Origin of the sequence: Inhella sp. (assembly GCF_027532025.1) — a bacterium.
In the GTDB taxonomy this organism is placed as follows: domain Bacteria; phylum Pseudomonadota; class Gammaproteobacteria; order Burkholderiales; family Burkholderiaceae_C; genus Inhella.
On sequence record NZ_JAPZSY010000017.1, the window covers coordinates 1 to 25,351 of the forward strand.

At 69.0% G+C, this 25,351-nt stretch carries 28 protein-coding genes and 1 riboswitch; of the genes, 8 read left to right on the forward strand and 20 right to left on the reverse strand.

Annotated elements, in window-relative coordinates:
* Window positions 1–75: 75 nt before the first annotated feature.
* Window positions 76–699, forward strand: coding sequence for a 50S ribosomal protein L25/general stress protein Ctc (locus O9335_RS03640; protein WP_298383709.1), 624 nt, complete (start codon window positions 76–78; stop codon window positions 697–699).
* A 70-nt stretch (window positions 700–769) separates the two neighbouring features.
* On the opposite strand, the gene O9335_RS03645 is transcribed toward O9335_RS03640, so the two are convergent.
* The 14 genes from O9335_RS03645 to O9335_RS03710 are packed head-to-tail and all read right to left on the reverse strand — an operon-like array spanning window position 770 to window position 14,517.
* Window positions 770–1,222 (reverse strand): MSHA biogenesis protein MshP, encoded by a 453-nt coding sequence (locus O9335_RS03645; RefSeq protein ID WP_298383712.1) that lies wholly within the window; start codon window positions 1,220–1,222, stop codon window positions 770–772.
* The gene (locus tag O9335_RS03650) at window positions 1,219–2,067 is read right to left on the reverse strand and encodes a type II secretion system protein (RefSeq protein ID WP_298383714.1); all 849 of its coding nucleotides are present in this window, start codon (window positions 2,065–2,067) and stop codon (window positions 1,219–1,221) included. Before O9335_RS03650 ends, O9335_RS03645 begins: the two co-directional genes overlap by 4 nt.
* The gene (locus O9335_RS03655) at window positions 2,067–2,519 is read right to left on the reverse strand and encodes a prepilin-type N-terminal cleavage/methylation domain-containing protein (protein ID WP_298383716.1); all 453 of its coding nucleotides are present in this window, start codon (window positions 2,517–2,519) and stop codon (window positions 2,067–2,069) included. Before O9335_RS03655 ends, O9335_RS03650 begins: the two co-directional genes overlap by 1 nt.
* Window positions 2,509–2,997 (reverse strand): type II secretion system protein, encoded by a 489-nt coding sequence (locus tag O9335_RS03660; RefSeq protein WP_298383717.1) that lies wholly within the window; start codon window positions 2,995–2,997, stop codon window positions 2,509–2,511. The genes O9335_RS03655 and O9335_RS03660 overlap by 11 nt, the downstream gene beginning before the upstream one ends.
* Window positions 2,978–6,382: a DUF6701 domain-containing protein gene (locus O9335_RS03665; protein WP_298383719.1), complete on the reverse strand. Its 3,405-nt coding sequence runs from the start codon at window positions 6,380–6,382 to the stop codon at window positions 2,978–2,980. Before O9335_RS03665 ends, O9335_RS03660 begins: the two co-directional genes overlap by 20 nt.
* 5 nt (window positions 6,383–6,387) lie before the next feature.
* A complete protein-coding gene (locus tag O9335_RS03670) occupies window positions 6,388–6,795 on the reverse strand; it encodes a type II secretion system protein (RefSeq protein ID WP_298383722.1) in 408 nt (135 codons plus the stop codon).
* Between the two features lie 33 nt (window positions 6,796–6,828).
* The gene (locus O9335_RS03675; protein WP_298383725.1) at window positions 6,829–7,320 is read right to left on the reverse strand and encodes a prepilin-type N-terminal cleavage/methylation domain-containing protein; all 492 of its coding nucleotides are present in this window, start codon (window positions 7,318–7,320) and stop codon (window positions 6,829–6,831) included.
* A 1-nt stretch (window position 7,321) separates the two neighbouring features.
* Window positions 7,322–8,566, reverse strand: a complete 1,245-nt coding sequence (locus O9335_RS03680) for a type II secretion system F family protein (RefSeq protein ID WP_298383728.1) — start codon at window positions 8,564–8,566, stop codon at window positions 7,322–7,324.
* Window positions 8,567–10,282: a GspE/PulE family protein gene (locus tag O9335_RS03685; protein WP_298383731.1), complete on the reverse strand. Its 1,716-nt coding sequence runs from the start codon at window positions 10,280–10,282 to the stop codon at window positions 8,567–8,569.
* Window positions 10,279–11,904, reverse strand: a complete 1,626-nt coding sequence (mshL, locus tag O9335_RS03690) for a pilus (MSHA type) biogenesis protein MshL (RefSeq protein ID WP_298383736.1) — start codon at window positions 11,902–11,904, stop codon at window positions 10,279–10,281. Before mshL ends, O9335_RS03685 begins: the two co-directional genes overlap by 4 nt.
* Window positions 11,901–12,275, reverse strand: a complete 375-nt coding sequence (locus O9335_RS03695) for a hypothetical protein (RefSeq protein ID WP_298383739.1) — start codon at window positions 12,273–12,275, stop codon at window positions 11,901–11,903. Before O9335_RS03695 ends, mshL begins: the two co-directional genes overlap by 4 nt.
* On the reverse strand, window positions 12,272–12,967 hold the full coding sequence (locus O9335_RS03700; protein ID WP_298383742.1) for a hypothetical protein: 696 nt from the start codon (window positions 12,965–12,967) through the stop codon (window positions 12,272–12,274). The genes O9335_RS03695 and O9335_RS03700 overlap by 4 nt, the downstream gene beginning before the upstream one ends.
* The gene (locus tag O9335_RS03705; protein ID WP_298383745.1) at window positions 12,964–13,578 is read right to left on the reverse strand and encodes a PilN domain-containing protein; all 615 of its coding nucleotides are present in this window, start codon (window positions 13,576–13,578) and stop codon (window positions 12,964–12,966) included. Before O9335_RS03705 ends, O9335_RS03700 begins: the two co-directional genes overlap by 4 nt.
* A gap of 6 nt (window positions 13,579–13,584) precedes the next feature.
* Entirely contained in the window at window positions 13,585–14,517 is a 933-nt protein-coding gene (locus O9335_RS03710; RefSeq protein WP_298383748.1) for an agglutinin biogenesis protein MshI, read from the reverse strand.
* 78 nt (window positions 14,518–14,595) lie between these two features.
* Between O9335_RS03710 and pth the strand changes: the two genes are divergently transcribed.
* The 7 genes from pth to O9335_RS03745 all read left to right on the forward strand — a co-directional run bounded on the left by pth (window position 14,596) and on the right by O9335_RS03745 (window position 22,170).
* Window positions 14,596–15,228, forward strand: coding sequence for an aminoacyl-tRNA hydrolase (pth, locus tag O9335_RS03715; RefSeq protein ID WP_298383751.1), 633 nt, complete (start codon window positions 14,596–14,598; stop codon window positions 15,226–15,228).
* Entirely contained in the window at window positions 15,225–15,656 is a 432-nt protein-coding gene (locus tag O9335_RS03720; protein ID WP_298383754.1) for a hypothetical protein, read from the forward strand. Before pth ends, O9335_RS03720 begins: the two co-directional genes overlap by 4 nt.
* Before the next feature lie 9 nt (window positions 15,657–15,665).
* A riboswitch (cobalamin riboswitch) is annotated at window positions 15,666–15,909 on the forward strand.
* A gap of 70 nt (window positions 15,910–15,979) precedes the next feature.
* Complete coding sequence (locus tag O9335_RS03725; protein ID WP_298383757.1) at window positions 15,980–17,830, forward strand: TonB-dependent siderophore receptor; 1,851 nt, start codon at window positions 15,980–15,982, stop codon at window positions 17,828–17,830.
* Window positions 17,830–18,720, forward strand: coding sequence for an ABC transporter substrate-binding protein (locus O9335_RS03730; protein ID WP_298383760.1), 891 nt, complete (start codon window positions 17,830–17,832; stop codon window positions 18,718–18,720). The genes O9335_RS03725 and O9335_RS03730 overlap by 1 nt, the downstream gene beginning before the upstream one ends.
* Window positions 18,721–18,760: 40 nt before the next feature.
* A complete protein-coding gene (locus tag O9335_RS03735; protein ID WP_298383762.1) occupies window positions 18,761–19,738 on the forward strand; it encodes an iron ABC transporter permease in 978 nt (325 codons plus the stop codon).
* A complete protein-coding gene (locus O9335_RS03740) occupies window positions 19,735–20,502 on the forward strand; it encodes an ABC transporter ATP-binding protein (protein ID WP_298383764.1) in 768 nt (255 codons plus the stop codon). Before O9335_RS03735 ends, O9335_RS03740 begins: the two co-directional genes overlap by 4 nt.
* Window positions 20,503–20,598: 96 nt before the next feature.
* Window positions 20,599–22,170 carry a DUF3369 domain-containing protein gene (locus O9335_RS03745; protein WP_298383767.1) on the forward strand — a complete coding sequence of 524 codons (1,572 nt, stop codon included), beginning with the start codon at window positions 20,599–20,601 and terminating at the stop codon, window positions 22,168–22,170.
* Here the strand turns inward: O9335_RS03745 and O9335_RS03750 are convergent.
* From O9335_RS03750 to hisA, 6 genes are read right to left on the reverse strand one after another with little or no spacing between them, the layout of a single operon-like run.
* Window positions 22,148–22,429 carry a YfhL family 4Fe-4S dicluster ferredoxin gene (locus tag O9335_RS03750; protein WP_298383770.1) on the reverse strand — a complete coding sequence of 94 codons (282 nt, stop codon included), beginning with the start codon at window positions 22,427–22,429 and terminating at the stop codon, window positions 22,148–22,150. The two genes, O9335_RS03745 and O9335_RS03750, sit on opposite strands and share 23 nt — an antisense overlap.
* Window positions 22,429–22,905 carry a pantetheine-phosphate adenylyltransferase gene (gene coaD / locus O9335_RS03755; protein WP_298383773.1) on the reverse strand — a complete coding sequence of 159 codons (477 nt, stop codon included), beginning with the start codon at window positions 22,903–22,905 and terminating at the stop codon, window positions 22,429–22,431. The genes O9335_RS03750 and coaD overlap by 1 nt, the downstream gene beginning before the upstream one ends.
* Window positions 22,906–22,954: 49 nt before the next feature.
* Window positions 22,955–23,482 carry an RsmD family RNA methyltransferase gene (locus O9335_RS03760; protein ID WP_298383775.1) on the reverse strand — a complete coding sequence of 176 codons (528 nt, stop codon included), beginning with the start codon at window positions 23,480–23,482 and terminating at the stop codon, window positions 22,955–22,957.
* Window positions 23,483–23,516: 34 nt separating this feature from the next.
* Window positions 23,517–24,278, reverse strand: a complete 762-nt coding sequence (gene hisF / locus O9335_RS03765; RefSeq protein ID WP_298383777.1) for an imidazole glycerol phosphate synthase subunit HisF — start codon at window positions 24,276–24,278, stop codon at window positions 23,517–23,519.
* Window positions 24,279–24,327: 49 nt separating this feature from the next.
* A complete protein-coding gene (locus O9335_RS03770; protein ID WP_298383779.1) occupies window positions 24,328–24,576 on the reverse strand; it encodes a hypothetical protein in 249 nt (82 codons plus the stop codon).
* A 27-nt stretch (window positions 24,577–24,603) separates the two neighbouring features.
* Window positions 24,604–25,344 (reverse strand): 1-(5-phosphoribosyl)-5-[(5-phosphoribosylamino)methylideneamino]imidazole-4-carboxamide isomerase, encoded by a 741-nt coding sequence (gene hisA / locus O9335_RS03775; RefSeq protein WP_298383782.1) that lies wholly within the window; start codon window positions 25,342–25,344, stop codon window positions 24,604–24,606.
* Window positions 25,345–25,351: the final 7 nt, after the last annotated feature.

Here is a 25,351-nt window from a genome sequence, read left to right on the forward strand (position 1 = left end):
CCTGGGGCTGGCGCTGCCAGCCCTTTTTCTCACCGGAGGCTTGGTCGCGAGCCCCCGACTCACTTGGAGTGAACCATGAACTTCGTCGCTTTTGAGCGCAAATTGCAAGGCACTGGTGCGAGCCGCCGCCTGCGCATCTCGGGCAAGGTCCCCGGCATCGTCTTCGGTGCGGGCGAGCCCACCATGATCGAACTCGATCACAACGCCCTGTTCTTCGCCTTGAAGAAGGAAGCCTTCCACAGCTCCATCCTCGACATGGAGCTGAACGGCCAAGCCGTCAAGGTGCTGCTGCGCGACGTGCAATACCACCCCTGGAAGCCTCAAGTCCTGCACGTGGACTTCCAGCGCGTGGACAACACCACCAAGATCACCAAGAAGGTGCCGCTGCACTACATCGGCGAAGCCGAATCGCCGGCCGTCAAGACCGACAAGTGCACCGTAACCCACGTCGTCACCGAGTTGGAAATCAGCTGCCTGGCCGTGGAACTGCCCGAGTTCATCGAAGTGAACCTGGCCAACCTGACCAAGGGCCACAGCGTGCACGTGAACGACATCGTCCTGCCCAAGGGCGTGAAGGTCGTGACCCACGGCAAGCCGAACCCGGTGATCGCCACCCCGGTGGAACCCAAGGTCGAAGAGATCGTGGTGGCCGCCGCCCCGGCCCCGGCCAAAGGCAAGGACGCCAAGAAGAAGAAGTGATGCCTTGGACCCATTGCGGTCCGCGCAACACCCAAAGCCTCGCCTCGGCGGGGCTTTGTCGTTTCGGGGATCAGTCGGTGACGGTGACCGAGCGCGCCCGCTCGACGTACTGCGCGCCGGCTGCCGCCGCGTTGTCGGGGCAGGTGCCGCTGCTGCCGTTGCAGGCCACGGCTTGCAGGCGGTAAAGGCGCACGGTGCGCGTCACCCCAGGGCTGATCTCGCCCTCCTCGTAGCTTTGGCCGCTGCAACTGACCGTGACGCGCATGCCCGTGTCGGCGCGCAGGTCCAGGGTTTGGGTTTGCGTGGCGGTGCAGCCCGCCCAGCCCCCTTTGAGCACCTGAAAGAGGCCCCAATCGATGCCGGCCCGGGCGGCGGATTGCGCACGCGCGGCCTGCACGTCCTGCGACAAGCTGGCCTGGCTGCCGCTGCTGAAGCGCACCACGGTGGCCGCCAACACGGCCAGCAGGACGAGCACGACGACGGCGCCGATCGCGCCGAAGCCCCGTTGCGGCGTTGGCTTCATGGCACGTTGCTCGTCATGGCGCTGTATTGCAGGCTGGCGCGCTCGCCGTTGCGCATCAGCTCGAGGCGCAGGCTCATGACGCCGAATTCGCTGAGCGATCGCTGGTCGAACACGAAGCTGCAGGCCGCCACCCGCGTGGCGATGACGGCACCCACGGAGGTGGGACAGGCTGTGGGGTAGGCGGCGTTGAAGCCATAACCGGTGATGCGCGTGAGCGTGCCAGTGCCCTCGCCGTTGCTGACCCCCGCGCCACTGCAGCGGTAGAACACCGCCGGCTCGGATGCCGGCACGACAAAAAAGCGACCGCCGCCATAACCGACCGGGAACTGGATGGCGTTCACACTGAAGCGCTGCTGGCCGTAAACGGCCGAGGGCGGCGCGGCAATGGCCGTGATGGCGCTGCGGTTGCTGCCCTGGTAGGCCTCGTTGCTGCTTTGGTTGCCGACCACGACCCAGTCGCCCACGGCGGCAGCGCCGTTCAGGTCGCCCAGCACGTCGAAGGCCGAGGTGACGGTGCTGGTGTCGAGCACGGCCGACAAGTCCGGGCTTTGGCTCGGCGCCCCGGCCATGCGGTAGCGGCCGCCACCGCGCGTGGGGATGAGTTCAAAGCATTGGTCGCCGGGCGTGCGAATGGAATTGGGCAGGGCCAGGCGCACGTCGCAGGCCATGGCCTGCAAGGCGGCGTGCGCCGCCGCCTGCATCTCGCTGCGGCCACGCTGCGCGCTGTAACTGTCGATGGCCGGACGCACGAACACGGTGAGCACGCCAGCCAGCACGCCGGTGATGACGATCACCAACACCAGCTCCACCAAGCTGAAGCCACGTTGGGCGGGGCGCCAGGTCATCATGGGATGGCGTAGCCGGTGCGCCAGCCCACGAGGCTGAGGGAGTCGGAGCGGCTGCTGGCCGTGACGACGATGCGCCGCGCTTGGGCCACACCGCCCAAGGTGGTCGCTTGAACGCTGACGCTGACCGAATAGCCGGCCAAGGCGGCCACCTCGGCGCCGTCCACGGTGCAGATGCGGCCACTGGTGGCATAGCCGTTGTAGTCGTCCAAGTCGTTGAAGGCGCTGCGCTCGCAGCCCGCGCCGCCGCCGCCAGGCACGGCCGCGAAGGGGCGACTCTGAACCTCTTCCATCAGGCCTTCGGCCAGGGCCAGCAATTGGCGTTGGACCAAGGCATCGCCCGAGGCGCGTGTCGTGGTGGAGAAGGCCACCAGCACGCCGGCCAAGCCGATGCCGATGACGACGATGGCGATGACCAATTCCACCAACGTGAAGCCGCGCTCATTCGACATGGCCGCTGGCTCCGTAGACGGTGATGGCGGCCACATCGGTGGCCGAAATGGTGAAGGTGGCGGTGCTGGCACCGGCCCCATCGCTGGTGACTCGGCCATCGGGCTGGAAGAACAAGGGGCCAGCGGGGCTCACGGTCACCGTGGTGCCGGCGGCGGGCGCCGTGTCGTCCCACGTCGTTTGCCCGTCCGGGCCGCGCAAGGCCGCGTCGCAGGTCGTGGCCGGGTTGGCGCTGGCGACCTGAAGCGTCAGCCGGTTACCACCCAAGCTGGCACAAACTAGGCGACGGTGGCCAGTGGCGGTGGACTGCGCCAGCCGCAAACCCGCCACCACCTGCTCGCGCCAGCCTTGGCTGCGAAACGCATCGATGACCCCCAAGCGCGGCAGGGCCACCACCGCGAGGATGCTGATGAGGATGAGCACGGCCACCAGCTCCACGATGGTGAAGCCTCGCGGCCGCTCAGTACAGCTGGCGTTCATGCACACGGCGTTGGCTTTCCACGGTGGCTGCGCCAAAGCTGGCGCGAGCGCTGGGGTCGCTGCTCCAGGCCCCGCTGCAGGCCAGGCCCACACCCGCGCTGCCCCAACGGCTGCGCAGCCATGCGCGGCTTGCGCCGGTGGTGGCGGGGCGAGGGCTGCTCAGGCAGGCTTGGTCGGCGGTGCTGTCGCCCAAGTTCAGGGCCACCCCCACGGTGCCGGCCCCCGCAGCGGGCGTGGGGGCGCTGAGCCTCACCCAGCCGATGCCGGTGGCATTGCTCAGGCTGACGCCCGCCACCGTGGTCGTCCAAGTCGGCGTGCCCGGGCTGAGGGCCGCGTAGGGACCCAAGGCCACTTGACTGGCGGCCAGGCTGGTGCAGGTGTCGGCGGTCTCGAGCACCCAGGCCTTGCCGCTCCAGGTCTCCAAACGCACGGGCAGGTCCAGGGTGCGCGCCGATGAGCCCACGGCCGATTGCAGCGCGAGGCGTCCGCTCTTGACGAGCAGCACCGGCTCGGCCTCGGGCGCGGCCGAGCTGACCCCCAACGCGTCGGTGGCTCGCAGCCGCAAACTGGGCACTGGGCCGGCTTCTTTGGCGGAGAGCACGGGCGCCACATCCGTGACGGTGGCCACGCCAGCCGCAAAGCGCGAGGCGGCGACAGTGCCAGGGGTCAGGCTCAATCCCGTGAAGGCATTGGCGTCGCTGAGCGTCACGTCGCGCGCCCAGGTACCGGCGTGGTTGACCGTCGTGGCGTTCAAGGCGTTGCGGGCGGTGACGGTCACGCTGCCGAAGGGCTGGCCGGCATAGGTGAAGGCCGACCCGCAACCGGCACTGGCGTCCACCCGGTAATGGCGCGCCCGGAAGGGGCCGACGCCCACCAAGGTGCCGGTGACGTTCAAGCCCGATCCCAGGTAATTGGTGGCGGTGACGGCCAGATTGCCCTGGCCCACCTCGCTCCAGACGAGGTTGCTGGCGTCGGCCACACCCGAGGTGGCATTGGCGCTGCCGGTGAACGTGCCATCCACGGTGCCGGCACCCAAGGGAGCGGTACGCGTCCAGCTCCAAGCCAGGGTCGAACGCTCGCTCCCGCCTTCGTTGCCAAACGCCGCGGTCGTGGCGCCCGCGCTGTTGCGCGCGGTGGCACGCGCCGCGAAGGCCTGCCCCGCAACCAAGGCCACGGCATCGGTCCGCTGCACGGAAAAGTCTTGAGGCACAGCGACGAACTGGGTGCTGCCGTTCAGCAGCAGCCCTGTGTTGTTGTCGGCGCTCGATCCAGCGTACGAGGCGGTGAGCGTGATGCGGCCTGCATCGGCGTACTGGAGGTTGGGGGTGGCACGGCCTTGGCCGTCGAAACTCAAGGCCAAGGCGCGGCTGCCACAGCTGGCATTGGCCACGTTGCTGGCGTTCAGGGCTTGACCGGCCACACGCACGGAGACCGTTCCCGTGCTGGGGTTGGCGTAAGCGCAACCCAAGGTGACGGTGCGGGTGACGTTGGCAAACGCCGGCGTGCAGGCCAAGCTGTTGTCGCTTTGGCGCACGGCGCTCAGGGTCAATGTGCTGGTGGTTTCGCTCCGATGCGCCGGCACGCTCACCAAGAAACCGGCACTGGCCGCCGTGAGCGTGCAAGCTGGGGCGCCGAAGTCGCAGGTGGACGCGTTCACCGCCGGCGGTGAGTTGGCCGTGGCCCCGATCACCGCCGAGCCGACCTGCGTGACTTGCACGGGCACCGCGATGCTGCTGCTGCCCGGCGGGATGCTCACCACATTGCCCGACGGCCACACGACGCTGGGCGTGCCCGTGGCCGACAAGGTGAAGGTCACCCCACCGTCGAACGGAACGAGGCAAGCCGCGTCGCTGCAGGCCCGCACCGTGAGCGTGGTGGGCGTGCACGTCAAAGCGCTGCCATTGGGGTGCTGGATTTGCAGGCGGTTGACCGGTGACACGCACAGGCGGGTGTCGGTGCGGTCCAGGGCGACCTCGGCCGGTCCGATGTCGTAGTTGTAGACCCGGAGTTCGTCAAAGAAACCATTGGCGGAGTTGAGCGTACCGCCCGTGGATGCCGTGCTGGTGCGAGCGTCGCCCACCAACAGGGTGGACAAGCTGCCCACCAGGGCGCCTGTCGTGGTACCGACTGTGGTGGCCGCCAAGGAACCATTCACAGAAATGCGAATGACCGATTGGTTGGTGCCTGCAGCCACCCGCCAGCTGATGGCCACGTGGGTCCAGGTGTTGGCCGCGATGTTTTGTACCGGCGTGGTCGCGGTGAGGGCGGTGCCCGCGCTGTCGGTGATGCGAAAGCGCAGCGCCCCGTTGGCATCGCGCTGCAAATAAAACGGGGCAGCGGGATTGGCACTGCCGTCGATCAACATGCCCGCGGGCCCCACGGTCCAGGCCGCCGTGCTGCGGTGGTGGAAAGTGACGCCCCCCGAATTGCCAATGCTGGCGTTCACGTTGAGCAAGGTGTCTGCACCCGCCTGCGTGGCGGTCGTGTTGGCGGGAACCTCCAGCGCCCGGCACACCACCGCGGTGCTGCTGCTGATGGGCGAACCCACCGTGAGCCCGTGGTTGGCGTTGCCGGAACTGTCCAACACCTCACCCACCCGGCCGGTGTACTGGTACTCGTCGAAACGGTAGCTGGCCACCCGCTGGGGCGTGCTGGTGGGCCGGTACCAGCGGATGGCCGTGCCATTGGCGTTGTAGCCGCTGTTGAAGGAGTACAGCGTGAAGTCGCTGTTGCTCACCTGCACCCCGATGGTGGCCTGGGAGCCGGTGGCGTTGGAATTGCCGTACTGGTACTTGAATTCACCGTTCTCGTAAAGGATGACTTGCAGCGCGTAGGGCGTGCTCGTGCCGTACTGGAACACGCTGTTCCAGGAGACCACCACATAGCGGTTGGGCGCCGTGCCCTTCTGCTGCCAAGTGACGTTGCCGCTGCCCGATTGAGACGGATTCAAATCCGTCCAATAGGCCATCAACGCGTTGGTTGTGGGCCCGGCCACGCAGCCCGATTGAACGGTGGCAGCCCCCGCCGGCAAATTGGTGTTGGCAAAGTTGCGAAAGAAGCCCGTGTCCGCACCGAACTGCAAGACCCCGTTGGACAACACCCGCACACTGCCGTAGTTCGTGCCCGCAAAAGGGAAGACGAAACCACCCGTGAAGGTCAGGGTGGCTTGGTCGTCGTCGCCGCGGTAGGCCGTGCACGACCGATCCCAGCTCACCACCGTGCTGGCGGTTTCCCACAAATAACTGTCACTGCGATAGGTGTAGGTCTGGGCCAAGGCAGCGCTGCCCCAAAATCCCAGGCTCACCAGGACCCACAGCCAGCGCCAGCACCGGGCGAGCGTGCTGTGGCACGACGGGCCTGGCAAAGGCGGCCAGGGGCGGTTCATGGCCCTCAGATCGCGGCGCCGATGGCGATGAAGGTGGCGTTGATGCCGGTCTCGTTGGTGAGGCGAACCGTGCAGGTCTGGTTGGCCCCGTTGCTCGCGATGGCCGCAGCGACCACGCTGTAGCCTTCGGGCAAGCCCCCCTGCAGGAGACTCTCCGTGTCGTCGCAGTCGTTCACCTGCACGCATTTGTTGGGGGTGGCGACGTTGTTGGTGATCACGCAACCGCTGAAATTCAAGGTGTGGGCCGACGCCGCGGCGCCCGCCACGGCCTTGACGGCGGCCCTCTTGGCGTCGCCGCTGAGGTCCACGAACTTGGGCAGCGCCGTGGCGGCCAGGATGCCCAAGATGACGATGACCACGATGAGTTCGATGAGGGTGAAGCCGGTTTGAGCGGCGGGGGCGATGCGCTTCATGGTGCTCTCCTAACCCAGGGGGGCGAACTGGAACTATCGACAAACAGTTTGCACATCCTGCACGCGGACCGGTTGCTCCGGTCCGGGCCAGTGCAGGGAAAAACGGCATTGCGGCACGTCTTGCAGCGTCACTTGCAAGGTGCGGTCCCCGTCGGCTTCCCACCGCCAGGCACGGCCAGGCTCCGCGGATGCCGACAACCCCGCGGCGCGCGCAATGCTTTGCAGCAGGGCCAAAACGGTGACGGCCTCGGGCGGGGGCACCGCACGCGGGTCGTCGGCTGGGCGCCAGCGGGCGAGTTGCGATGGATCCTGGGCCGCTTGCCAACACGCCGGATCCAACGCACCGCCGCAACGCAAGAACAGCAACTGGGCATGGATGCGGGTGCTTTCCGCTGCCATTTGCAGTTGCACGCGACGGGCCTGCTGACTGACCTCCGCCAATCGGTGAAGCAGCACGGTGGCCAGCACCGCGATCAGGCTCAGCACGACGAGGACTTCCAGCAGCGAGACACCTTGGCGTCGCATCTCATCGGCCACGCAGCGAGGCGCGACCCAGGTCCCAGATGGGCAGGAACACGCCCAGCGCCAGGATGAGGACGAGCACGCCCAGGAAGACGATCAAGATGGGCTCGATCTGTTGCCCCAAGGTCTTCAGCTCGTACTCGACGTCGTTGCTGTACAGGTCGGCCACCTCCTGCATCAGGTCGTCGACGGCGCCGGTTTCTTCGCCCACGGCGATCATTTGCAAGACCACCGGCGTGAAGACCTGGGCCTGGATCGCTGCGCGCAGCAACGATTCACCGCGCTCGATGGCGCCACGCATGCCTTCCACCTTGCGAGCGATGTGCAGGTTGTCGCAGGTCTGTGCCACGACGACGAGCGCTTGCTCGATGGACACACCGCTGCGCAGTGCCAAGGCCAAGCTGCGGGACAGACGCGCCAGCTGGGCCTTGAGCACGATGGGCCCCGCGATGGGCAAGCGCAACTTGAACCGGTCGAAAGCCAACCGTCCCGCTTCGGTGGCCACCCACTGGCGGAACACCAGGAAGGCCGCGACCGCGGCCGCCACGATGGCCCAACCGTACTGCAGCGTGAAGTTGGACGTGGCCAGCAAGATGCGGGTCGCCAGGGGCAACTCGGCGCCGAGGTTCTTGAACACCCCGGCAAACGCCGGGATGACCAGCACATTGATGACGCCAATGGCCACCACCATGGCGATGACCACGAACATCGGGTAGCGCAGCGCCGACTTGACCTGCTGGCGCATGAACTGCTCGAAGCTCATGTGGTGATAGAGCCGCAGGAAGATCTCGTCCAAACGGCCGGTCATCTCACCCACGCGCACCATGGCCACGAAAAAGCTGTCGAACACGCTCGGATGCTGGGCGAAGCTGCGGCTGAGCTCAACGCCCGATTCCAGGCTGAGCCGCACGGCCTGCAGGGTTTCGCGCAAGCGCTGGCTGGTGGCCGACTCGGTCAGTCCAGCCAGAGCCCGCAGGATGGGGACGCCCGCCTTGAGCAGGGTGTGCAACTGCCGCGCGAACAGCAGCAGGTCCACCGGGTCGATGCCCCGCCGCAACCACCGCTGGAGGCCCTCCATCCATGCCGATCCGACCTCGGTCGAAGCGCCAGCAGCCGCGACCGGCTCGATCCGCGTGGGCACGATGCCCTGCGCCTGCAAGGCGTCGGCCGCGGCGCTGGCATTGGGGGCCTCCAACTCCCCCTGCTGCGCGCCTTGCGCGCCGTAGCCGGTGTAAGCAAAACGAGGCACTCAGTCGTCCTCGTCGAGGTACACGGAGACACGCAGCGCCTCGTCCAGGGTGGTCAATCCTTGGATGACACGCCGGGTGGCGTCATGGCGCAGCGTGTTGCCGCGCATGCGCTGTCGTCCCAATTGGGTGAACCCTTCGCTGTCGCCCCGGTTCATCAGGGTGATGAGCTCGCCGTCCATCTCCAAGAACTCGTAAACACCCATGCGCCCGGCGTAGCCCGTGTCGTTGCAATGCACACAGCCGCGCCCGCGCATGAAGCGTGCACCATCCAGGCTGAGCCCCAAGCCCTCGACCAAGGCCATCTCGCGGGCATCGGGTTCGTGGGGCTCGGCGCAGTGGGTGCACACGGTTCGCACCAGGCGTTGGGCCAGCACGAGGTGCAGGGACAGCGCCACCATGTAGCGCGGCACGCCCATGTCGAGCAGCCGGGTGGCGGTGGACAAGGCGTCGTTCGTGTGCAGGGTGCTCAGCACCAAGTGGCCCGTCATGGCCGCGCGCATGCCCACCTCGGCGGTGGTTTGGTCGCGCATCTCGCCCACCAGCACGACGTCCGGGTCCTGACGCAGCGCCGCCCGCAGCACCCGCTCGAAGCCGAGGTCGATCTTTTCATGCACCTGCACCTGGTTCAGCCCGGCCAGGCGGTACTCCACCGGGTCTTCGACGGTGATGATCTTGCGCTCGGTGTTGTTCAGCGCATTGAGGGTGGCGTACAGCGTGGTGGTCTTGCCGCTGCCGGTGGGCCCCGTCACCAAGAACATGCCGCTGGGGCGGTCAATCGCGCGCTGGATGGCGCCCTGCACATGCTCGGGCAGTTGAAGGCCTGGCAAGCTGAGCAAGCCGGTGCTCTGGTTGAGCAGTCGCATCACCACGGATTCGCCGAACTGCGTGGGCATGGTGGAAATGCGAACGTCCACGCCCCCACCCTTGAGCTTGACGTGGAAGCGACCATCTTGGGGCAGGCGTCGCTCCGAAATGTCGAGACCACTCATCAGCTTGATGCGCAAGGCCACGGCGGCGCTGATCTTGGCGTCGGTCTCGGTCTGCACGTGCAGCACACCGTCGATGCGGAAGCGGATCCTCAAGCTGGCCTGTTGGGGCTCGATGTGGATGTCGCTGGCGCGGCGACGCAAAGCCTCCTCGAACACCGTTTGCAGCAGACGCACCACCGGGGCGTCTTCGGCGCCCACCGCGCTCAGGCCCAGCAGGTCGCCCAGCGCATCGTCAACACTGGCGAGGTCGCTCGTGAGCTGCTCGGCCAGGCTGGCCATCTCGCTGGCGCCGGTGTAGCTGCGGTCGATGAGCGCCATCAGCTGGGTCTCGGCCACGGCCACGAGCTGGAAATCGCGCTTGAGGATCCGGCCGATTTCGTCGAAGCCCGCCATGTCGGTCGGGTCGGCCATCGCCACCCGCAAGGCGCTGCCGGCCGCCGCCTCGATGACCATCGCCCGCAGGCGACGCGCCTGGCCTTCGGGCAGCAGGCCCGCGATGTCGCCACGCACCGACAGATTGCTCACGTCCTGGAACGGGACGCGAAGCTGGCGGGCCACGGTCTTGGCGATCTGCACCTCGGTGACCCAGCCGCGCTCCACGAAGATGCGCCCGAGCTTGCGGCCGGTGGCTTTTTGCTCGGTCAGTGCCTCTTGCAGTTGAGCCGGCTGCAGCAAGCCCTCCTGCGTCAGCAGGTCGCCCAGGCGGATGCGGGCGGGCTGGTTCATCGCGGCTGGCGCTCCGGCACCGCGGGGGCGCTGGCGGCAGGGCTTTCGGGCCAACTGCCAGCGTCCTTGATGACGGTGGGCTTGATGAGGATGACCAACTCGCGCTTGCGGTTGACCTTGCTCTTCTGGCCGAACAAGCTGCCAAACACCGGCAAGCTGGACAGCCCCGGCAGGCCGGTGCGGTCGCCGCGCAGCTCTTGCGTCATGAGCCCCCCGATGGCGACGATGTGGCCGTCGCGCACGCGCACGATGGCGTCGGTTTCGCTGATGGCCGTGCTGGCCAGCGGCAGGCGGAAGTTGCCCAAAGTGCCCAGGTTGAGCACCTTCTCGCGCTCGCTCACCAGGCTGATGGAGGGGTGGATGTGCAGCATGACCTGACCTTCGGCGTCGATCTGCGGGGTGACGTCAAGCACGATGCCGCTGAAGAAGGGCGTCACCGTCAACGAGGGCGAGCTGGTGGTGCCGCCGCCCGTGGCGTTGGTGGTTTGGTTGGTGGTCACCCCGGTGACGTACAGATCGTCAGAACCCACCTTGAGCAGGGCCTTCTGGTTGTTCAGGGTGGCGATGCGTGGGCTGGAGAGCACATGCACGTCGCCCTGCGTCTCCAGGAAGTTCAGCATGGCGGCGAAATTGGTCGCTTGGAAGGCCAAGCCGTAAAAGCCGCGACCGACCCCGCTGGCATCGATGCTGACGCCCGGCACGCTGATGTTGGTGCCGTCGGTGATGGGGCCGGTTCGCCCCACCACAGCGCCGGGCTGGCCGACGCCGATGCTGAGCTGGCCCCCGCGAGCGCCACCCAAGAGCTGCCCGAAGGCGCCCCAGTTCACCCCGGTCTTGGCGTCGTCGGTCAGGCTCACCTCGAGGATCTTGGCTTCGAGCATCACCTGCCGTTCGATGCTGATCTGGATGGCCTGCAGGTACTCCTCCACCTGACGCAGCTCCGGCCCCGTGGCGCGCACGACGATGACCCCCGCCGCAGGGTTCAGCACCACGGAGCGCCCCCGCTCAGACCCCACCAACAGTTGGAGCGAGGCACGAACCTCGGCCCAAAAGTCGGCGTCGGAGGTGGTGCGCACCTTGGCGCTGTCGGTCACGCGCAGGGTCTGTCCGCTGCCGCCGCTGCCCGTGGCACTGCCCCCGGTGCTGCCAGCGCCGCCGTTTTGACCTCCGCTCTCCCCTGAAAACGCCCCGCTGCTCACGCGCAGGTCGCTCTCGCCCTGCCGGCGCCCGGGCAGGTAGTTGATGCGGAAGATCCGCGTCTGCACCGCATTGGAGTAAACGAAGACCTTGTCGCCCTGGACACGGTAGTCGTAGCCGTACAGCTCCTTGACGGCATCCAAGGCTTCCAGCACCGTGGTGTTGCGCAGGTTCAGGCTGATGCGCCCCTCCACCTCGGGCGACACCAGCACCTGCAAGGGGCTGCCCTGGACGATCTGCAAAAAGACTTGGCTGGCCGGCGCATCGACCAGGGCGATGTCGAAGCGGTCGCTGCGCGCCGCCGCGGCTTGGGGCGGCGGCGGCGTGGGGGCTGCCCGCGGCACGCGAGGGCTTTGCGCCTCGGCCAAGGGAGCCAGGGCGATGACCCAGGCCAGAGCAAGGAGAGTGGTTCGCAGCATCGTCATGGGCGGTTCCCGCGCGGCGCCGGGGCGGCCGCTGAAGGGGAGGAAGGAAGCAGCAGGAGTCGCAACAAGCGGCCCTCGGGGTCGCGCAGCACCGCGGCGTCGGTTTCCAAACGCAGCAAGGTGTGGCCCTGCCATCGCTGGCCCGGGCTGAGCACCTGGCCGTTGATCAGCGCGCTGGGCATGGGCCCCAGCCGCAAGCCTTGCAGACGCAGGCGCTCCGGCACCGCTGCCGCCGGCGCGGCGGACGCCGTGGCCGCCGCCGGTAGCGCGCGCAGCACAGCCGGGGGTTGGGTGGGATCGAGCGCGGCCGCCGGTGTCCCCCAGACCAAGAGCACGGCAGCCGCCAGCAACCGCCGCAGGAAAGGGGTCACAGCGCCAGCCATGTGGGATCCGTGCTCAGGGTTTCGAGGTCGACGGTCAGCTCCAACGTGGGGTGCTCCACCACGTCCAAAGACAGGCCGCGCAGGCGCAGGGGCAGCTCACCCGCCCGGGCCAAGGCTTGCACATAGGCCTGCAAGGCCTCGTAGCGGCCCGTGAGCACGAGTTGCACCCCATGCCGGTAAACCCGTGGGGCGCTCGGCGCACTGGCTGCCGGGCTGGGAGGCGCCACGTCGGGCACTGCGCGCAGGGCCACCAACTGCAAGGCCCCCGCCGGGGCCGCCTGGGCCTGGCGCTGAACCAGCGATTCAAGCAGGGCCAAGGTGCGCGCCGCATCGGCTTGCGCCACCTGGGGCTGTTGCTGCTGCAGCGCCGACCATTGGTCGCGCAAGCGTTTGAGCTCCAACTGGCGTTGGGCTGCTTCGGTGGCGCGCTGCTGGATGGTGGACTGCAGCTCCTGCTGCACCTGCTGCTGCCCCTGCAGCAGCGTGGCTTCTCGAGCCAACGCGGCTTTGCGCTGAGCCAGCGCGGGTGTGAGCCAAAGGGCGTCAATCACCCAAAACACCAACAGGGCCAACACGGCCACGAGCATGAGCTGCTCGCGCACCGAACGGGCGGTGAAGCGGGCCCACGCCCCCCGCCAGCGGGCCTGTTGCTGCTGCCAAGCGGTGCGTACGGCGCTCATCGGCCCCCCGTCGGCGCAGGCCCAGGGCTGCGCAACACGAACTGGAACACGGCAACCGGGGCTGCCGGAGCCCCCGTGGCCACCGGCACTGGCGTGGCCTCCACCTGGGCGAAGCGCTGACCGTGGAGCGGGCCCTGGGCCTCCAGGCGGCGCAAATAGGCCGGCAGCCGGCCTGGATCCAGCATGCGACCCTCCAACGCCACGCTGCCGCCTGGGCCCGCCTGCCAGCGCACCTTGTCGAGCCACACATCGCCGGGCGCCGCCTGAGCCAGCGCCTGCAAGAAGGCCGCGGCGGCGTCGCGACCATCCACCGCACCCGCTTGTGCATTGGCCAGCGTTTGCGCGCCCAGCAAGCGCTGGCGCAGCTGCTCGATTTCAGCCCGCTGGGCCGCGCCGTCCGCCACGGCCGGCACCTGGGCGGCCAGTTGGCGCAATTGGGTTTCGATGGCGTCCGACCGCTGCTCGGCGGCCCGAGCCTGCTGCTGCACCTGCCAACCCGCAGCCCCGGTGAGTGCGGCCACGGTCAGCAACAGCACCACCACGCGGCCGGGCGTGACCCACACCCGCGGCGGGCGCAGGCGGTCGTCGAACAGATTGAGGTGTTGAGCCATGGGCGATCAGTCCATCCGCAGCGCAGCGCCCAAAGCCAGGAGCCAAGGCGCCGCGCGAGCACCGCTCAGCTCTGGCGTGGCGCTCAGGTCCAGGGCTTCGGCCAGGTCGAAGGGCAGCACGGGGACGTAGGTGAGGGTTCGCAGGTGTTCGGTGAGGGCGGCCATGCCTGGGCCGGGAACGACGAGCAGTCGCGCCAAACTGAGATGGCTGTGCAAGCGGTCGAAGCTGTCCAGCGTGCGCTGGACTTCCAGGCCGATGCGATCCAGCGCTGCCTCGCGACGGGCGTCGTCCTCGGTATTCAGCGAATCGGCGGTCACGTCGATCTGGCGGTACATCACCAAGTCCTCGCCGGCCGTGACGACCAGACTCCCCGTGCCGGCACTGAAACTGAGCAAAGCCTGGGCCCTGCCCTCGGGGGCCACGCGGTGACTGAGGTTGCGCAAGGCGGTTTCCGGGATGTCGATGGCCGTCAGCGGGGCCTTGGCCGCCACCGCGGCGTGCACCACCGGGCGCAACGCTGCGTGGGGCGCCAGCACCGCCAACAGCTGCTTTCGGCGCTGCAAATGGCGATCGCCCGGCAGGGTGAGCAGGTCGATGGACGCGTCGGCCACGTCGAAGTCCACCTGGCCCTTGAGCTGCCATCGCAGCACGTCACGCCACGCTTCAGGCGGCACATCGGCCGGTGCCTCACCCGCCACGATGCGGTAGTGCTCGGGCGGCAGCACCCAAACCCGCCGAGTGTGGCCATGCGCGCGGGTCAAAGCCGCCAGTGCGGCGCGCTGACCGGGCGCATCGCTCGGCCACAGGCCTTCCCACGCCCAGGCCACGCGCGGCCGCGCCTGACCCGCTTGCGGCAACACGGCCACGGCGCGCAATCGCTCGCCGCTGGCCACCATGGCCATCCAAGCTGCCGAAGAATGGGCTCGAAACCAGGGCACCGACCGACCTTCCCAAGAGGCAACAGGCCCGGAGTATTCCAGCCGCGCATCCACCCCTCGCCCCGGGATAATCCCGCGATGCTCAAACTGCTGGTGGGCCTGGGCAATCCTGGCGCTGAATACGACGACACGCGACACAACGCCGGCTTCGCCTGGGTGGACGCGGTGGCCCGCGAACTCAAGGTCACCTTGCAGCCCGAGCGCAGCTACTTTGGCTTGGCAGCCAGGGCGAATGGCCCCCAAGGGCCGGTGTGGCTGCTGGAGCCACAAACCTACATGAACCTGAGCGGCAAATCGGTGGCGGCGCTGGCTCGGTTTTTCAAGGTGCAGCCCGACGAGATCCTGGTCGCCCACGACGAGCTCGACCTGCCACCGGGCGAGATGAAGCTCAAGAAGGGCGGGGGCACGGGCGGCCACAACGGTCTGAAGGACATGCAGGCGCAGTTGGGCAGTGGCGACTTCTGGCGCCTGCGCCTGGGCATCGGTCACCCGGGGCAGAAAGACGCCGTGGCCGGCTACGTGCTCCGCCGTGCACCGGCCACCGAGCGCGAGCTCTTGCAAGCGTGCATCGACAAAACCCTGCCCGTGCTGCCCCTGCTGCTGGCCGGCCAAATGGACGCGGCGCTGCAAAAGCTGCATGCCAAGCCGCCGCGCCCGAAGCCCCCCAAACCCAATGCGCCCAGCCCGACCACCGCAGGCTCGCCATCATGAATCGTCGGCTCTGGTGCCTGTGGGCGGGTGGCATGGCCTTGGGAGGCGGCGCGCTGGCGCAAACCCGCCGCGAGCAACGCCCCATCTACCGCTGCGGCAACACGGTGAGCGATCGTCCCTGTGGCCCCGAGGCCGAGGCCTCGGCCGTGGGCTTCGATCAACCCAGTGAGGCCGACCGCCGCGCCGCCGCGCAACGCGCCCGGACCGAGCAGGCGCGGGCCGCGCAGCAGCAAAAGGAACGCGAGGCGGCCGAACGGGCGGCCCTGCGGGCCAACACGCCCCGCCCACCGCCCCCGCCACCCCCGGCCGCGCCAGAGGCGCGCCCCCCCAAGCCGGAGCCCCGCGTGCGGCATGCACGTGGCCCCAAGCCCGCCCAACGCCCGCAGCGGCCCAAGCCCACCCCGGCGGACCCAGCCTCCAAGCCCTGATCGCCAAGCGGCACAATGCTGGCCGTTGGTGCTCGCGACGCCCGCCCGGGGGTCGCAGTTGAACGGGAATCGGGGGGGTGGATGGCCAGCGGCCGGCAACCCAACCCGAGCTGTCCCCGCAACGGTAAGCGGCCAGGATCGGGATTCGCACCCCGCCCCTCGGCCCGACCACAGCCACTGGTGCGTCAGCGCTGGGAAGGCGGTCGGGTTGGCGCCGTCAGCCCGGAGACCGGCCAACAACGGGGGCTCGGGACCTGAGTGCCGAGCCCGTGTCGCCGCAGCGAACGGGGATGTTCGCGCGCGGCCTCGTTCGCTGTTTCACCATGTCCATCCTTGTTTGGCGCACTTCGCGCCTGTTCCGCCTGTCCCTGTTGACTGGGGCGGCGGTGGCGGCCTGCCCGTCCCACGCCCAAACCCTCGCCGCCCTCGACCCCGTCGTCGTCACCGCGGCGCGAACCCCCCAACGCCTGAGCCAAGCCGTGGCCGATGTGCGAGTGATCGACCGCGCCGCCATCGAACGCTTGGGCATCGGCGGCTTGGCCGACCTGCTGCGCCGCGAGGCCGGCTTGGAGATGAGCCGCAACGGCGGCCCGGGTGCCAGCACCTCCGTTTACCTGCGCGGCGCCGATTCCCGGCACACCGTGGTGCTGCTCGATGGCGTTCGCATCGACTCTCAAGCCACCGGCGGCGCCAGTTGGTCGGGCATCGCCCTGACCGACATCGAGCGGGTGGAAATCGTGTCCGGCCCGGCCAGCGCCTTGTACGGCAGCGACGCCATCGGCGGCGTCGTGCAACTGTTCACCCGCCAGGGCAGCGCGGGGGTGCAGGGCGAGGCCCTGCTCGCCGCCGGCAACTTGGGTCAGCGCCGGGTCGAGGCGTCCGTCGGCGGGCGCGATGGCGGGCTGCACGGCCGCTTGGGCCTGCTGCACGAGCGCGCCACTGGCTTCAACGCCAGCACCGACCCCAGCGGCTTCGCCTGGAGCCCGGACCGCGACGGTTGGCAGCGCCGCAGCGCCACGCTGCGGGCCGGCGCGACCGTGGCCGAGGGACACACACTGGACGCCACCGTCAGTGCCGCTCGCACACGCACGCAGTTCGATGGCTGGGACGCCAACGCCGACGACCGCGACGTCCAACGCCAAACGGCGGTGCAACTCGGCTGGCAAAGCGCTTGGTCGAGCGCGCTGCGCACTGAGGTGCAGGCCGGCGAGAGCCGCGACCGCTACGCCATCCCGAACTTCAGCTACCAGGCCGACACCCGGGTGCGCCAGAGCGGCATCGTGGCCTTCTGGACGCCACAACGCGGCCAGCAGTGGCAAGCCGTGCTGGAACGACGGGACGACCGGCTGCGCGACGCTGGCCTGAGCGGCGCCGGGGCCGAGCGTCAACTCGACAGCCTGGGCCTGGGCTGGAGCCTCACCGACCCCACGCACACGGTGCAACTCAACGCTCGGCGCGACCGCGACAGCCAGCACGGCACGGTTCACACCGGGCTCCTGGGTGCCTCGGTCACGCTGGCGCCCGGTTGGCGCCTGGCCGGCAGCGCGGGCACTGGCTTCCGCTCGCCCACGGTGTACCAACTGGCCAGTCCTTACGGCGTTCGCAGCCTGCGCCCCGAGCGCAGCCGCAACGCCGAGCTGGCCTTGCGCTGGCAAGACGGCGACATCCGCGCCTCGCTCACGGCCTACCGCCAGACGGTGCGAGACCTGATCGGCTTCGGCGCCGCCGGCCCTTGTGCCAGCGCCTTCGGCTGCTACGAGAACGTGGCCCGCGCCACACTGCAAGGCCTGAGCCTGCGCGCCGATGGCCGCTGGGGCAGCAGCCTGGGCTGGCGCGCCAGCGCCGATTGGAGCGACCCGACCAACGCCGTCACCGGCAAGCGTCTGGCCCGCCGGGCCGAGCGACATGGTCGGCTGAGTCTGGACTGGCAGCCGGCACCCGGCTGGAGCGTCGGCGCCCACGCCCTGCTGAGCAGCGCCCGCTTCGACGACGCCGCCAACACGCGGCGCTTGGGCGGCTACGTTCAGCTCGACCTGGACGCGCGCTGGCAGTTCCACCGCGACTGGGCGCTGGAAGCCCAGCTCGGCAACGCCACCCAGCAGGCCCAGGCACTGGCCCGCGGCTACGCCGTCACCCCGCGCAGCCTCTTGGTGGGCCTGCGCAGCCGCTGGTGATGGCCGGGCGGCACGCGGCAGGCGTCTGGCGCGCGGCCTGGGCCGCGCTCGGCCTGAGCCTGCACACCCTGCTGAGCGCCGCCCCGCTGACCCACACCGACGACCTGGGGCGGCGGGTGACCCTGCCCGCGCCGCCCCAGCGCATCGTGGCCATCGGCCCGTCCATCGTCGAGAGCCTGTGCGCGGTGGGCGGCTGCGACCGTCTGGTGGGGGTGGACCGTTTTTCCAACCACCCCGCCTCGGTGCAAAGCCTGCCCAAGCTCGGTGGGCTGGGCGAGGCGTCGCTCGAGCAAATCGTCGGCCTCAAGCCCGACCTCGTGCTGCTGCTGCCCGCATCGCGCCTGCACGACCGGCTCTCGCAACTGGGCGTACCGGTGCTGGCCTTGGACGCACAAAGCCTGCCCGAGATGCATCGCCTGCTGCGCCACCTGGCCGCGCTGATGGGCGAGCCCGCGCGGGCCGAGCAGGTGTGGGCGCAGATGCTGCGCGAGGTGGACGCCGCCGCCGCGCCATTGCCGGCGGCCTGGCGGGGTCGCTCCGTGTACTTCGAGGTCGACCCCACGCCTTTCGCGGCCGGCGAGGCCTCGTACATCGGCGCCTTGCTGGCGCGCCTGGGCCTGCGCAACATCGTGCCGGCAGCGCTCGGCACCTTCCCGCAGCTCAACCCGGAATTCGTGTTGCGCGCGCAGCCCGAGCTCATCGTCGTGGGGCAGCGCGAAGCGCCTAACCTGGCGGCGCGGCCGGGCTGGGCGCGATTGCCGGCCGTGCGGCAAGGCCGCGTGTGCGCGCTGCCCCGAGACGACGGCGAAGTCGTGGGCCGCCCAGGCCCCCGCATGGGCGAAGCCGCCAGGGCGTTGGTGCGCTGCATCGCCGCCCTTCCCGCACCTTGACCGGCGGCGAGATCATCCGGGCCCCACGAGCTTGCGCCCCATGAGCCTGCGTCCCCTCCCCCTGGCCCTCGCCCTGTCGCTCACCTGCGCCGCCTTGTTGGTGTTGGGCGCCAGCGTGGGAGCCCACGGCCTGGACGCGGCGCTGTGGGCCGCGCCGAGCCTGGTCACCGAGCTGCGGCTGCCCCGCAGCTTGGCCGCCTGGGGCTGCGGCGCGCTGCTCGGGCTGGCGGGCGCCATCGCCCAAGGCCTGTTCCGCAACCCCCTGGCCGACCCCTACCTGTTGGGCGCCAGCGCGGGTGCCAGCTTGGGCGTGGCCCTGGCGTTGGTGCTGGCCGGCAACAGCGCGGGCGCCCTGCTGGCCGGCAGCGGCTGGGGCCTGAACTTGGCGGCCTTCGCCGGCGCCTGGGGGGCCTTGGGCCTGACGGTGCTGCTCAGCCGCGGGGTGTCGCACACCCCCCGGCTGCTGCTGGCGGGCGTGATCGTCGGGGTCGTGCTGGCAGCCGCCACACAGGGGCTGACCTTGTTGGATCCGAGCACCCTGCGGCCCATGCAGCAGTTCATGCTGGGCAGCACCAGCCTGTTGGGCTGGCCCCAGGTGGCGCTAAGCCTGCCGCTCTTGGCGCTGGCCCTGACCGCCGCCCTGGTGGGCAGCCGCACCCTGGATGCGCTGGGCCTGGGCGAGGCCACCGCGCGCAGCCTCGGTCTGCCGCTGGACGGCACGCGCGCCCTGCTGCTGGCCTTGCTCGCCCTGTGCAGCGGCGCCGCGGTGGCGCAGTGCGGGCTGGTCGCCTTCGTCGGCCTGGTTGCGCCCCACACGGTGCGGGCCCTGGGCGTGAGCCGCTACCGTTGGCTGCTGCCGCTGTCGGCCTTGAGCGGCGGCGCCTTGCTGCTGGCGGCCGACATCGTGGCCCGGTGGGTGATGGCCCCCATCGAGCTGCCCGTGGGCCTGCCCACAGCCTTGTTGGGCGGGGCTTACTTGCTGAGCCGCTTGGCGCACAGCACGGGGGCCGCCCGATGACCCCCACCCTGCACTTGAGCCTGGACCGCCTGTGCCTCGGCGAGCGGGAGGTGCTGCACGCCATGCAGCTCACGCTGCGACCCGGCGAGTGGGTGGCCCTGGTGGGCCCCAACGGCGCGGGCAAAAGCACCCTGCTGCGCGTCCTGGCCGGGCTGCTGCCCATCCAAGGGTCGCTGCGTCTCGGCGATACCCCCTGGCCCCTGCTGTCACGCCGGCAACGCGCCCAGCGTCTGGCGTGGCTGGGCCCAGCCGAGTTGGACGGCACGGGCACCGAGTTGCGCGCCGAAGAAGCCGTGATGTTGGGCCGCCTGCCCCACCAAGGCTGGATGGGTCTGGCCAGCGAGGCCGACCGGCAGGCGGTGGACGCCGCGCTCAGCGCCGTCGACGCCCTGCCCTGGCGCCAGCGCCCCCTGCACAGCCTGTCGGCAGGCGAACGCCAGCGCGTGCTGTTGGCGCGGGCACTGGCCGTCGAGGCGCCCGTGTTGCTGCTGGACGAGCCGCTGACCCACCTCGACAGCCCCCATCAGGCCGACTGGTTGCGCCTGATGCGCGCGCTGGCAAAGCAGGGTCGCGCCGTTTGCAGCGTGCTGCACGAGCTGCACCTGGCCCTGCGCGCTGACCGCTTGTGGGTGGTGCACGAAGGCCGCGTCCTCCACGATGGGCCCGCTGGCGACCCCGCCGCCCGCGAGGCGCTGCAACAGGCATTTGGCCATCGCTTGCGCTTCGTGGCCGACGCCGACGGCTGGCTGGCCCTGCCGGCCTGAGCGCGTCACGCCCCCCCTCAGTCGAAGGCTGAATCGGGTCTGCTGGCGAAATCCCCTCTGGCATCATGGTTGCGCTCGCGCTGACGCCTCACGCCCATGACCGACGACGCCGATTTCGACTTCGCCCCTGAGACCGCTGCCGCCGACCTGCCCGCCGAATGGACACCCTGGATCGTTCTGGTGGTGGACGACGAGCCCCAGGTGCACGAGGTCACCACCCTGGTGATGGGCGATTTCCGCTTTGCCGGGCGGGGCTTGAAGTTCCTGCACGCCTACAGCGCCGCACAAGCCCGCGAGGTGCTGCGCGAGCGCGACGACGTCGCGCTGATCCTGCTTGACGTGGTGATGGAGACCGAGACCGCCGGCCTCGACCTGGCTCGCGAGATCCGCGAAGACCTGCGCAACACCCGCTCCCGCATCGTCTTGCGCACGGGGCAGCCCGGCCAAGCGCCCGAAGAACGGGTCATCCAGGACTACGACATCAACGACTACAAGGAAAAGACCGAGCTGACCAAGCGCAAGTTGGTCACCACCTTTTTCTCGGCCTTGCGCAGCTACCGCGACATCGTCGCCATCGAACGCAGCCGCACGGCACTGCGCCGCTCCATCGAGGCGGTGCGGCACATCCACGACGCCGGCGGCATCCAAGCCTTTGCCTCGGCGGTGCTGGAGCAGTTGTGCCGAATGCTGGGCTTGGAAGGCAGTGGCCTCTACGCCAACCGCGTCAATGCCTGGGCAGCGGCTCACGTCGAGGGTCGCCTGCACGTGCTCGCTGCCACGCAGGACTACGTTGGCCTGATGGAGGCCGAGCACTTGGCGGACTTGCCGCACAGCGTGCAGTACGCCTTCGATCGCGCCGAACGCGAACAACGCAGCCTGTTCGATGGCAACCACTTCGTCGGCTTCTATCGCACCAGCAGCGGCAACGTCAGCCTGCTGTATCTGGACCTCCAACAGCCCTTGGAGGACGAGGCGCGGGAGCTGCTCGAGATCTTCTGCGCCAACGTGGCCGTCACCTACGAAAGCCTGCTGCTGCGCCAAGAACTGCAGGACACGCAGCGCGAGACCGTGTTGCTGCTCAGCGGCGCCGTGGAGCGCCGCAGCCTGCAAGGCACCGCCCACGTGCAACGCATCGCCGAGATGAGCGCCCTGCTCGCCCGCGCCTGGGGCTTGCCGGAAACCGAAGTCGAAAACCTCCGCCAAGCCGCTCCCTTGCACGACCTTGGCAAGGTCGGCGTGCCCGACCACCTGCTCGTCAAACCGGGCAAGCTCCACGCCGGCGAGTGGGAGCGCATGCAAAGCCACGCGGCCATCGGGCACGAGCTGTTGTGCAGCAGCCAGCGCCCCATCCTGCGCCTGGGTGCCCAAATCGCGCTGGAGCACCACGAGCGTTGGGACGGCCAAGGCTACCCGCAAGGCCTGGCTGGCGAAGACATCTCGCTGGCCGGTCGCATCGTGGCACTGGCCGATGTGCTCGACACCCTGGTGAGCGACCGCGTGTACAAACAGCGGTGGGATTTCGACACCGCCGTCGACTACATCGTCAGCCAAAGCGGCCTGCATTTCGACCCGCGCCTGGTCTCGCTGCTGGAAGAACACCTGGATGCGGTGCGCGACCTCTACACCGCCTACCCGGACAGTTCCTTCAACGCGACGGAGTTCCTGTAGCGGGTGCTGCGGCTTCGGCCGTCAAGCGGAGGTACTTCTGCACCAAGGTCTCGTGGCTTTCGACGTGGGCGGGGTCCTTCGGGATGCAGGCCACCGGACACAACATGGCGCACTGCGGCTCGTCGAAATGGCCCACGCATTCGGTGCAACGCGCCGGGTCGATGACGTAAAACTCCGGGCCCATCGAGATGGCCTGGTTGGGGCAGGCCGGCTCGCAGACGTCGCAGTTGATGCACTCATCAGTGATCTTCAGCGCCATCAGCCGCTCCGCTTCTGCGCCAAGCGCTGCAACACCCCGTGGCTGACGAACTTGCTCACATCACCCCCCAGCAGCGCGATCTCGCGCACGAAGGTGCCGCTGACGAACTGGTAGTCGTTGCCCGGCGTCAGGAACACGGTCTCCACGTCGGGCATCAGTTGCCGGTTCATGCCAGCCATCTGGAACTCGTAGTCGTAATCGCTGACCGCGCGGATGCCTCGCACCACCACCTGGGCGCCCTGCGCCTGAACAAAGTGACTGAGCAGGCCCTCGAAGGCCACGACTTCGAGGTTGGGCACACCGGCCATCGCCTCGCGCGCCATGGCCAGGCGTTCGTCCAGGCTGAACAGGGTCTTCTTGTGGTGCGCCACCGCCACGGCCAACACCACCTGCGGGAACAAGCGTGCGGCGCGACGCAGGATGTCTTCGTGCCCGAGGGTCAGCGGGTCGAAGGTGCCGGGGTAGATGGCTTTCATGGCGGGTCTGGGTTTCAGCGGACGGCGCGACGGCGCCCCCTCTCGGCCTTCAATTGTCCCGGGCAAACAGGTGGGCGTGCACGGCACCTGCTTTGAGGTGGCGGTGCAGTCGGTAGCCCGCGGGGGGCTCAAAGGCCGCGGGAGCTTCCAGGTAAATCCAGCCCGCACCGGCCGCCGCGCTCAAGGCCTTGGCAAACCCGTTGGCCTCGAACGGCGGGTCGATCAACACCAAGTCCCAGCGGCCAGCCAAGGCGGCAAAGCCATCGCCGACGATGAGGGTCACCCGGTCGCCGGCGCCCTGCAGCCTGGCGATCACCTGCTTCAAGCTGGCGGCGGCCTTGGGCTCGCGCTCCACCAAGTGCACCGTCGCGCCTCGCGAAGCGGCCTCCAGGCCCAGCGCACCGCTGCCGGCAAAGGCGTCCAACACGCGCCAGCCGCTCAGGTCGTGCGGCAACCAGTTGAAGAGCGTTTCGCGCAGGCGGTCGCCACTGGGGCGCAAGCCGGGGAGGTTGAGCACCGGCAGCTTGGAGCGGCGCCACACACCGCCAATGATGCGAACTTCGCCGGACTTGGTCATGACGCAAGCAAGCGCAGCCGCGCAGCGTGGGGGCTCACAACCTGACTTCCAAGCCCGCTGCGCGCATGAAGGCCTTGGCTTCGCCCACGGTGTGCTGCCCGTCGTGAAAGATGCTGGCCGCCAACACGGCGTCAGCACCGCCCTCGCGAATGCCGTCCACCAAGTGCTGCAGCGTGCCCACGCCACCGCTGGCGATGACGGGAATGTCCACCGCGTCGCTCACGGCGCGGGTCAATGGCAGGTTGAAACCAGCGCGCGTGCCGTCGCGGTCCATGCTGGTGAGCAGGATCTCGCCCGCGCCCATGGCCTGCATGGTGCGGGCCCACTCGACGGCGTCCAGGCCCGTGTCCTTGCGGCCGCCGTGGGTGAAGACGTGCCAGCCTTCCCCATTGGGGTTCTTTTTGGCGTCGATGGCCACCACGATGCACTGCGAACCGTACTTGTCGGCGCACTCGCGGATGAGTTCGGGCCGCGCCACGGCCGCCGAGTTGAAGCTGACCTTGTCGGCCCCGGCATTGAGCAGCCGGCGCACGTCGGCCACCTCGCGCACCCCGCCACCAACGGTCAGCGGGATGAAGACCTGCGAGGCCACGGCCTCGATGATGGGCAGGATCAGGTCGCGCCCGTCGCTGGTGGCGGTGATGTCGAGGAAGGTCAGCTCGTCGGCGCCTTGTTCGTTGTAGCGGGCGGCGGCTTCGACGGGGTCGCCCGCATCGCGCAGGCCCACAAAGTTGACGCCCTTGACGACACGGCCGTCCTTGACGTCGAGACAGGGAATGATGCGTTTGGCGAGCATGGACGAAGGCCAGCCCAGCGTCAGCGCCGGCCAGCCAGAGGAGGATCGATCAGCGAATGGATTTGAGCTTCTTGCCCACACCGGACTTCTTCTTGACGGCCTTCTTCTGTGTCTTCTTGTGCGTCTTCTTGACCGTCGCCTTCTTCTTCACCGCATGGGCCTGCTTGGCCGCGGGCTTGGCGTGGATGGCGTGGGCGCCGCCTGTGCGCGATTGGGCTTGCGCGGAAACGGGGCTCAAGGCCGAGACCGACAAGGCCACGGCAAAGGACAGGAGGGTGGAGGACAGCAAACGGCTCATGGTGGCTCTCAGTGGGTCGAACAGGTTTCAGGAGCGCAGCGCGTCGGCCCGGGCCTGGGCATCGGCCAAGTCGAGCGCGCCGGTGTAGATCGCCTTGCCGCAAATGACGCCGCTGATGCCTTCGTCTTCCACCTTGCACAGGGCTTCGATATCGGCCCAGCCCTTGAGGCCGCCGCTGGCCACCACGGGAATGGTCAGGGCCTGAGCCAGCTTGACCGTGGCCTCGATGTTGATGCCGCTGAGCATCCCGTCGCGACCGATGTCGGTGTAGATCACGCCTTCGATGCCGTAGTCCTCGAACTTCTTGGCCAGGTCCACGACCTCGTGGCCAGAGAGCTTGCTCCAGCCGTCGGTGGCCACCTTGCCGTCTTTCGCGTCCAGGCCCACCCAGATGTGGCCGCCAAAGGCCGTGCAAGCGTCGCGGATGAAGCCGGGGTTCTTCACCGCTGCCGTGCCCACGATGACGGCGCTGATGCCGTCGTCGAGGTAGCGCTCGATGGTGTCGAGGTCGCGGATGCCGCCGCCCAACTGCACCGGGATCTCATCGCCCACTTCCTTGAGGATGGCCTTTACCGCCGCCTCGTTGACCGGCTTGCCCGCGAAGGCGCCGTTCAGGTCGACGAGGTGCAAGCGACGCGCGCCCGCGTCCAGCCAGCGGCGGGCCATGGCCGCAGGGTCTTCGCCGAAGGTGGTGGAGGCGTTCATGTCGCCCTGTTGAAGGCGCACGCAATGGCCGTCTTTGAGGTCGATGGCGGGGATCAGCAGCATGGTGAAG

What these genes read in the sequence shown, in the direction of transcription:
- coaD (WP_298383773.1), bottom strand. Translation starts at nt 22,905, where the DNA reads ATGAAAGCCATCTACCCCGGCACCTTCGACCCGCTGACCCTCGGGCAC.
- O9335_RS03700 (WP_298383742.1), bottom strand. Translation starts at nt 12,967, where the DNA reads ATGAGCGCCGTACGCACCGCTTGGCAGCAGCAACAGGCCCGCTGGCGG.
- O9335_RS03735 (WP_298383762.1), top strand. Translation starts at nt 18,761, where the DNA reads ATGAGCCTGCGTCCCCTCCCCCTGGCCCTCGCCCTGTCGCTCACCTGC.
- O9335_RS03645 (WP_298383712.1), bottom strand. Translation starts at nt 1,222, where the DNA reads ATGAAGCCAACGCCGCAACGGGGCTTCGGCGCGATCGGCGCCGTCGTC.
- hisA (WP_298383782.1), bottom strand. Translation starts at nt 25,344, where the DNA reads ATGCTGCTGATCCCCGCCATCGACCTCAAAGACGGCCATTGCGTGCGC.
- O9335_RS03740 (WP_298383764.1), top strand. Translation starts at nt 19,735, where the DNA reads ATGACCCCCACCCTGCACTTGAGCCTGGACCGCCTGTGCCTCGGCGAG.
- O9335_RS03685 (WP_298383731.1), bottom strand. Translation starts at nt 10,282, where the DNA reads ATGAACCAGCCCGCCCGCATCCGCCTGGGCGACCTGCTGACGCAGGAG.
- O9335_RS03650 (WP_298383714.1), bottom strand. Translation starts at nt 2,067, where the DNA reads ATGACCTGGCGCCCCGCCCAACGTGGCTTCAGCTTGGTGGAGCTGGTG.
- O9335_RS03725 (WP_298383757.1), top strand. Translation starts at nt 15,980, where the DNA reads ATGTCCATCCTTGTTTGGCGCACTTCGCGCCTGTTCCGCCTGTCCCTG.
- O9335_RS03640 (WP_298383709.1), top strand. Translation starts at nt 76, where the DNA reads ATGAACTTCGTCGCTTTTGAGCGCAAATTGCAAGGCACTGGTGCGAGC.
- O9335_RS03660 (WP_298383717.1), bottom strand. Translation starts at nt 2,997, where the DNA reads ATGAACGCCAGCTGTACTGAGCGGCCGCGAGGCTTCACCATCGTGGAG.
- hisF (WP_298383777.1), bottom strand. Translation starts at nt 24,278, where the DNA reads ATGCTCGCCAAACGCATCATTCCCTGTCTCGACGTCAAGGACGGCCGT.
- O9335_RS03705 (WP_298383745.1), bottom strand. Translation starts at nt 13,578, where the DNA reads ATGGCTCAACACCTCAATCTGTTCGACGACCGCCTGCGCCCGCCGCGG.
- O9335_RS03730 (WP_298383760.1), top strand. Translation starts at nt 17,830, where the DNA reads ATGGCCGGGCGGCACGCGGCAGGCGTCTGGCGCGCGGCCTGGGCCGCG.
- O9335_RS03760 (WP_298383775.1), bottom strand. Translation starts at nt 23,482, where the DNA reads ATGACCAAGTCCGGCGAAGTTCGCATCATTGGCGGTGTGTGGCGCCGC.
- mshL (WP_298383736.1), bottom strand. Translation starts at nt 11,904, where the DNA reads ATGACGATGCTGCGAACCACTCTCCTTGCTCTGGCCTGGGTCATCGCC.
- O9335_RS03770 (WP_298383779.1), bottom strand. Translation starts at nt 24,576, where the DNA reads ATGAGCCGTTTGCTGTCCTCCACCCTCCTGTCCTTTGCCGTGGCCTTG.
- O9335_RS03655 (WP_298383716.1), bottom strand. Translation starts at nt 2,519, where the DNA reads ATGTCGAATGAGCGCGGCTTCACGTTGGTGGAATTGGTCATCGCCATC.
- O9335_RS03665 (WP_298383719.1), bottom strand. Translation starts at nt 6,382, where the DNA reads ATGAACCGCCCCTGGCCGCCTTTGCCAGGCCCGTCGTGCCACAGCACG.
- pth (WP_298383751.1), top strand. Translation starts at nt 14,596, where the DNA reads ATGCTCAAACTGCTGGTGGGCCTGGGCAATCCTGGCGCTGAATACGAC.
- O9335_RS03670 (WP_298383722.1), bottom strand. Translation starts at nt 6,795, where the DNA reads ATGAAGCGCATCGCCCCCGCCGCTCAAACCGGCTTCACCCTCATCGAA.
- O9335_RS03675 (WP_298383725.1), bottom strand. Translation starts at nt 7,320, where the DNA reads ATGCGACGCCAAGGTGTCTCGCTGCTGGAAGTCCTCGTCGTGCTGAGC.
- O9335_RS03720 (WP_298383754.1), top strand. Translation starts at nt 15,225, where the DNA reads ATGAATCGTCGGCTCTGGTGCCTGTGGGCGGGTGGCATGGCCTTGGGA.
- O9335_RS03750 (WP_298383770.1), bottom strand. Translation starts at nt 22,429, where the DNA reads ATGGCGCTGAAGATCACTGATGAGTGCATCAACTGCGACGTCTGCGAG.
- O9335_RS03745 (WP_298383767.1), top strand. Translation starts at nt 20,599, where the DNA reads ATGACCGACGACGCCGATTTCGACTTCGCCCCTGAGACCGCTGCCGCC.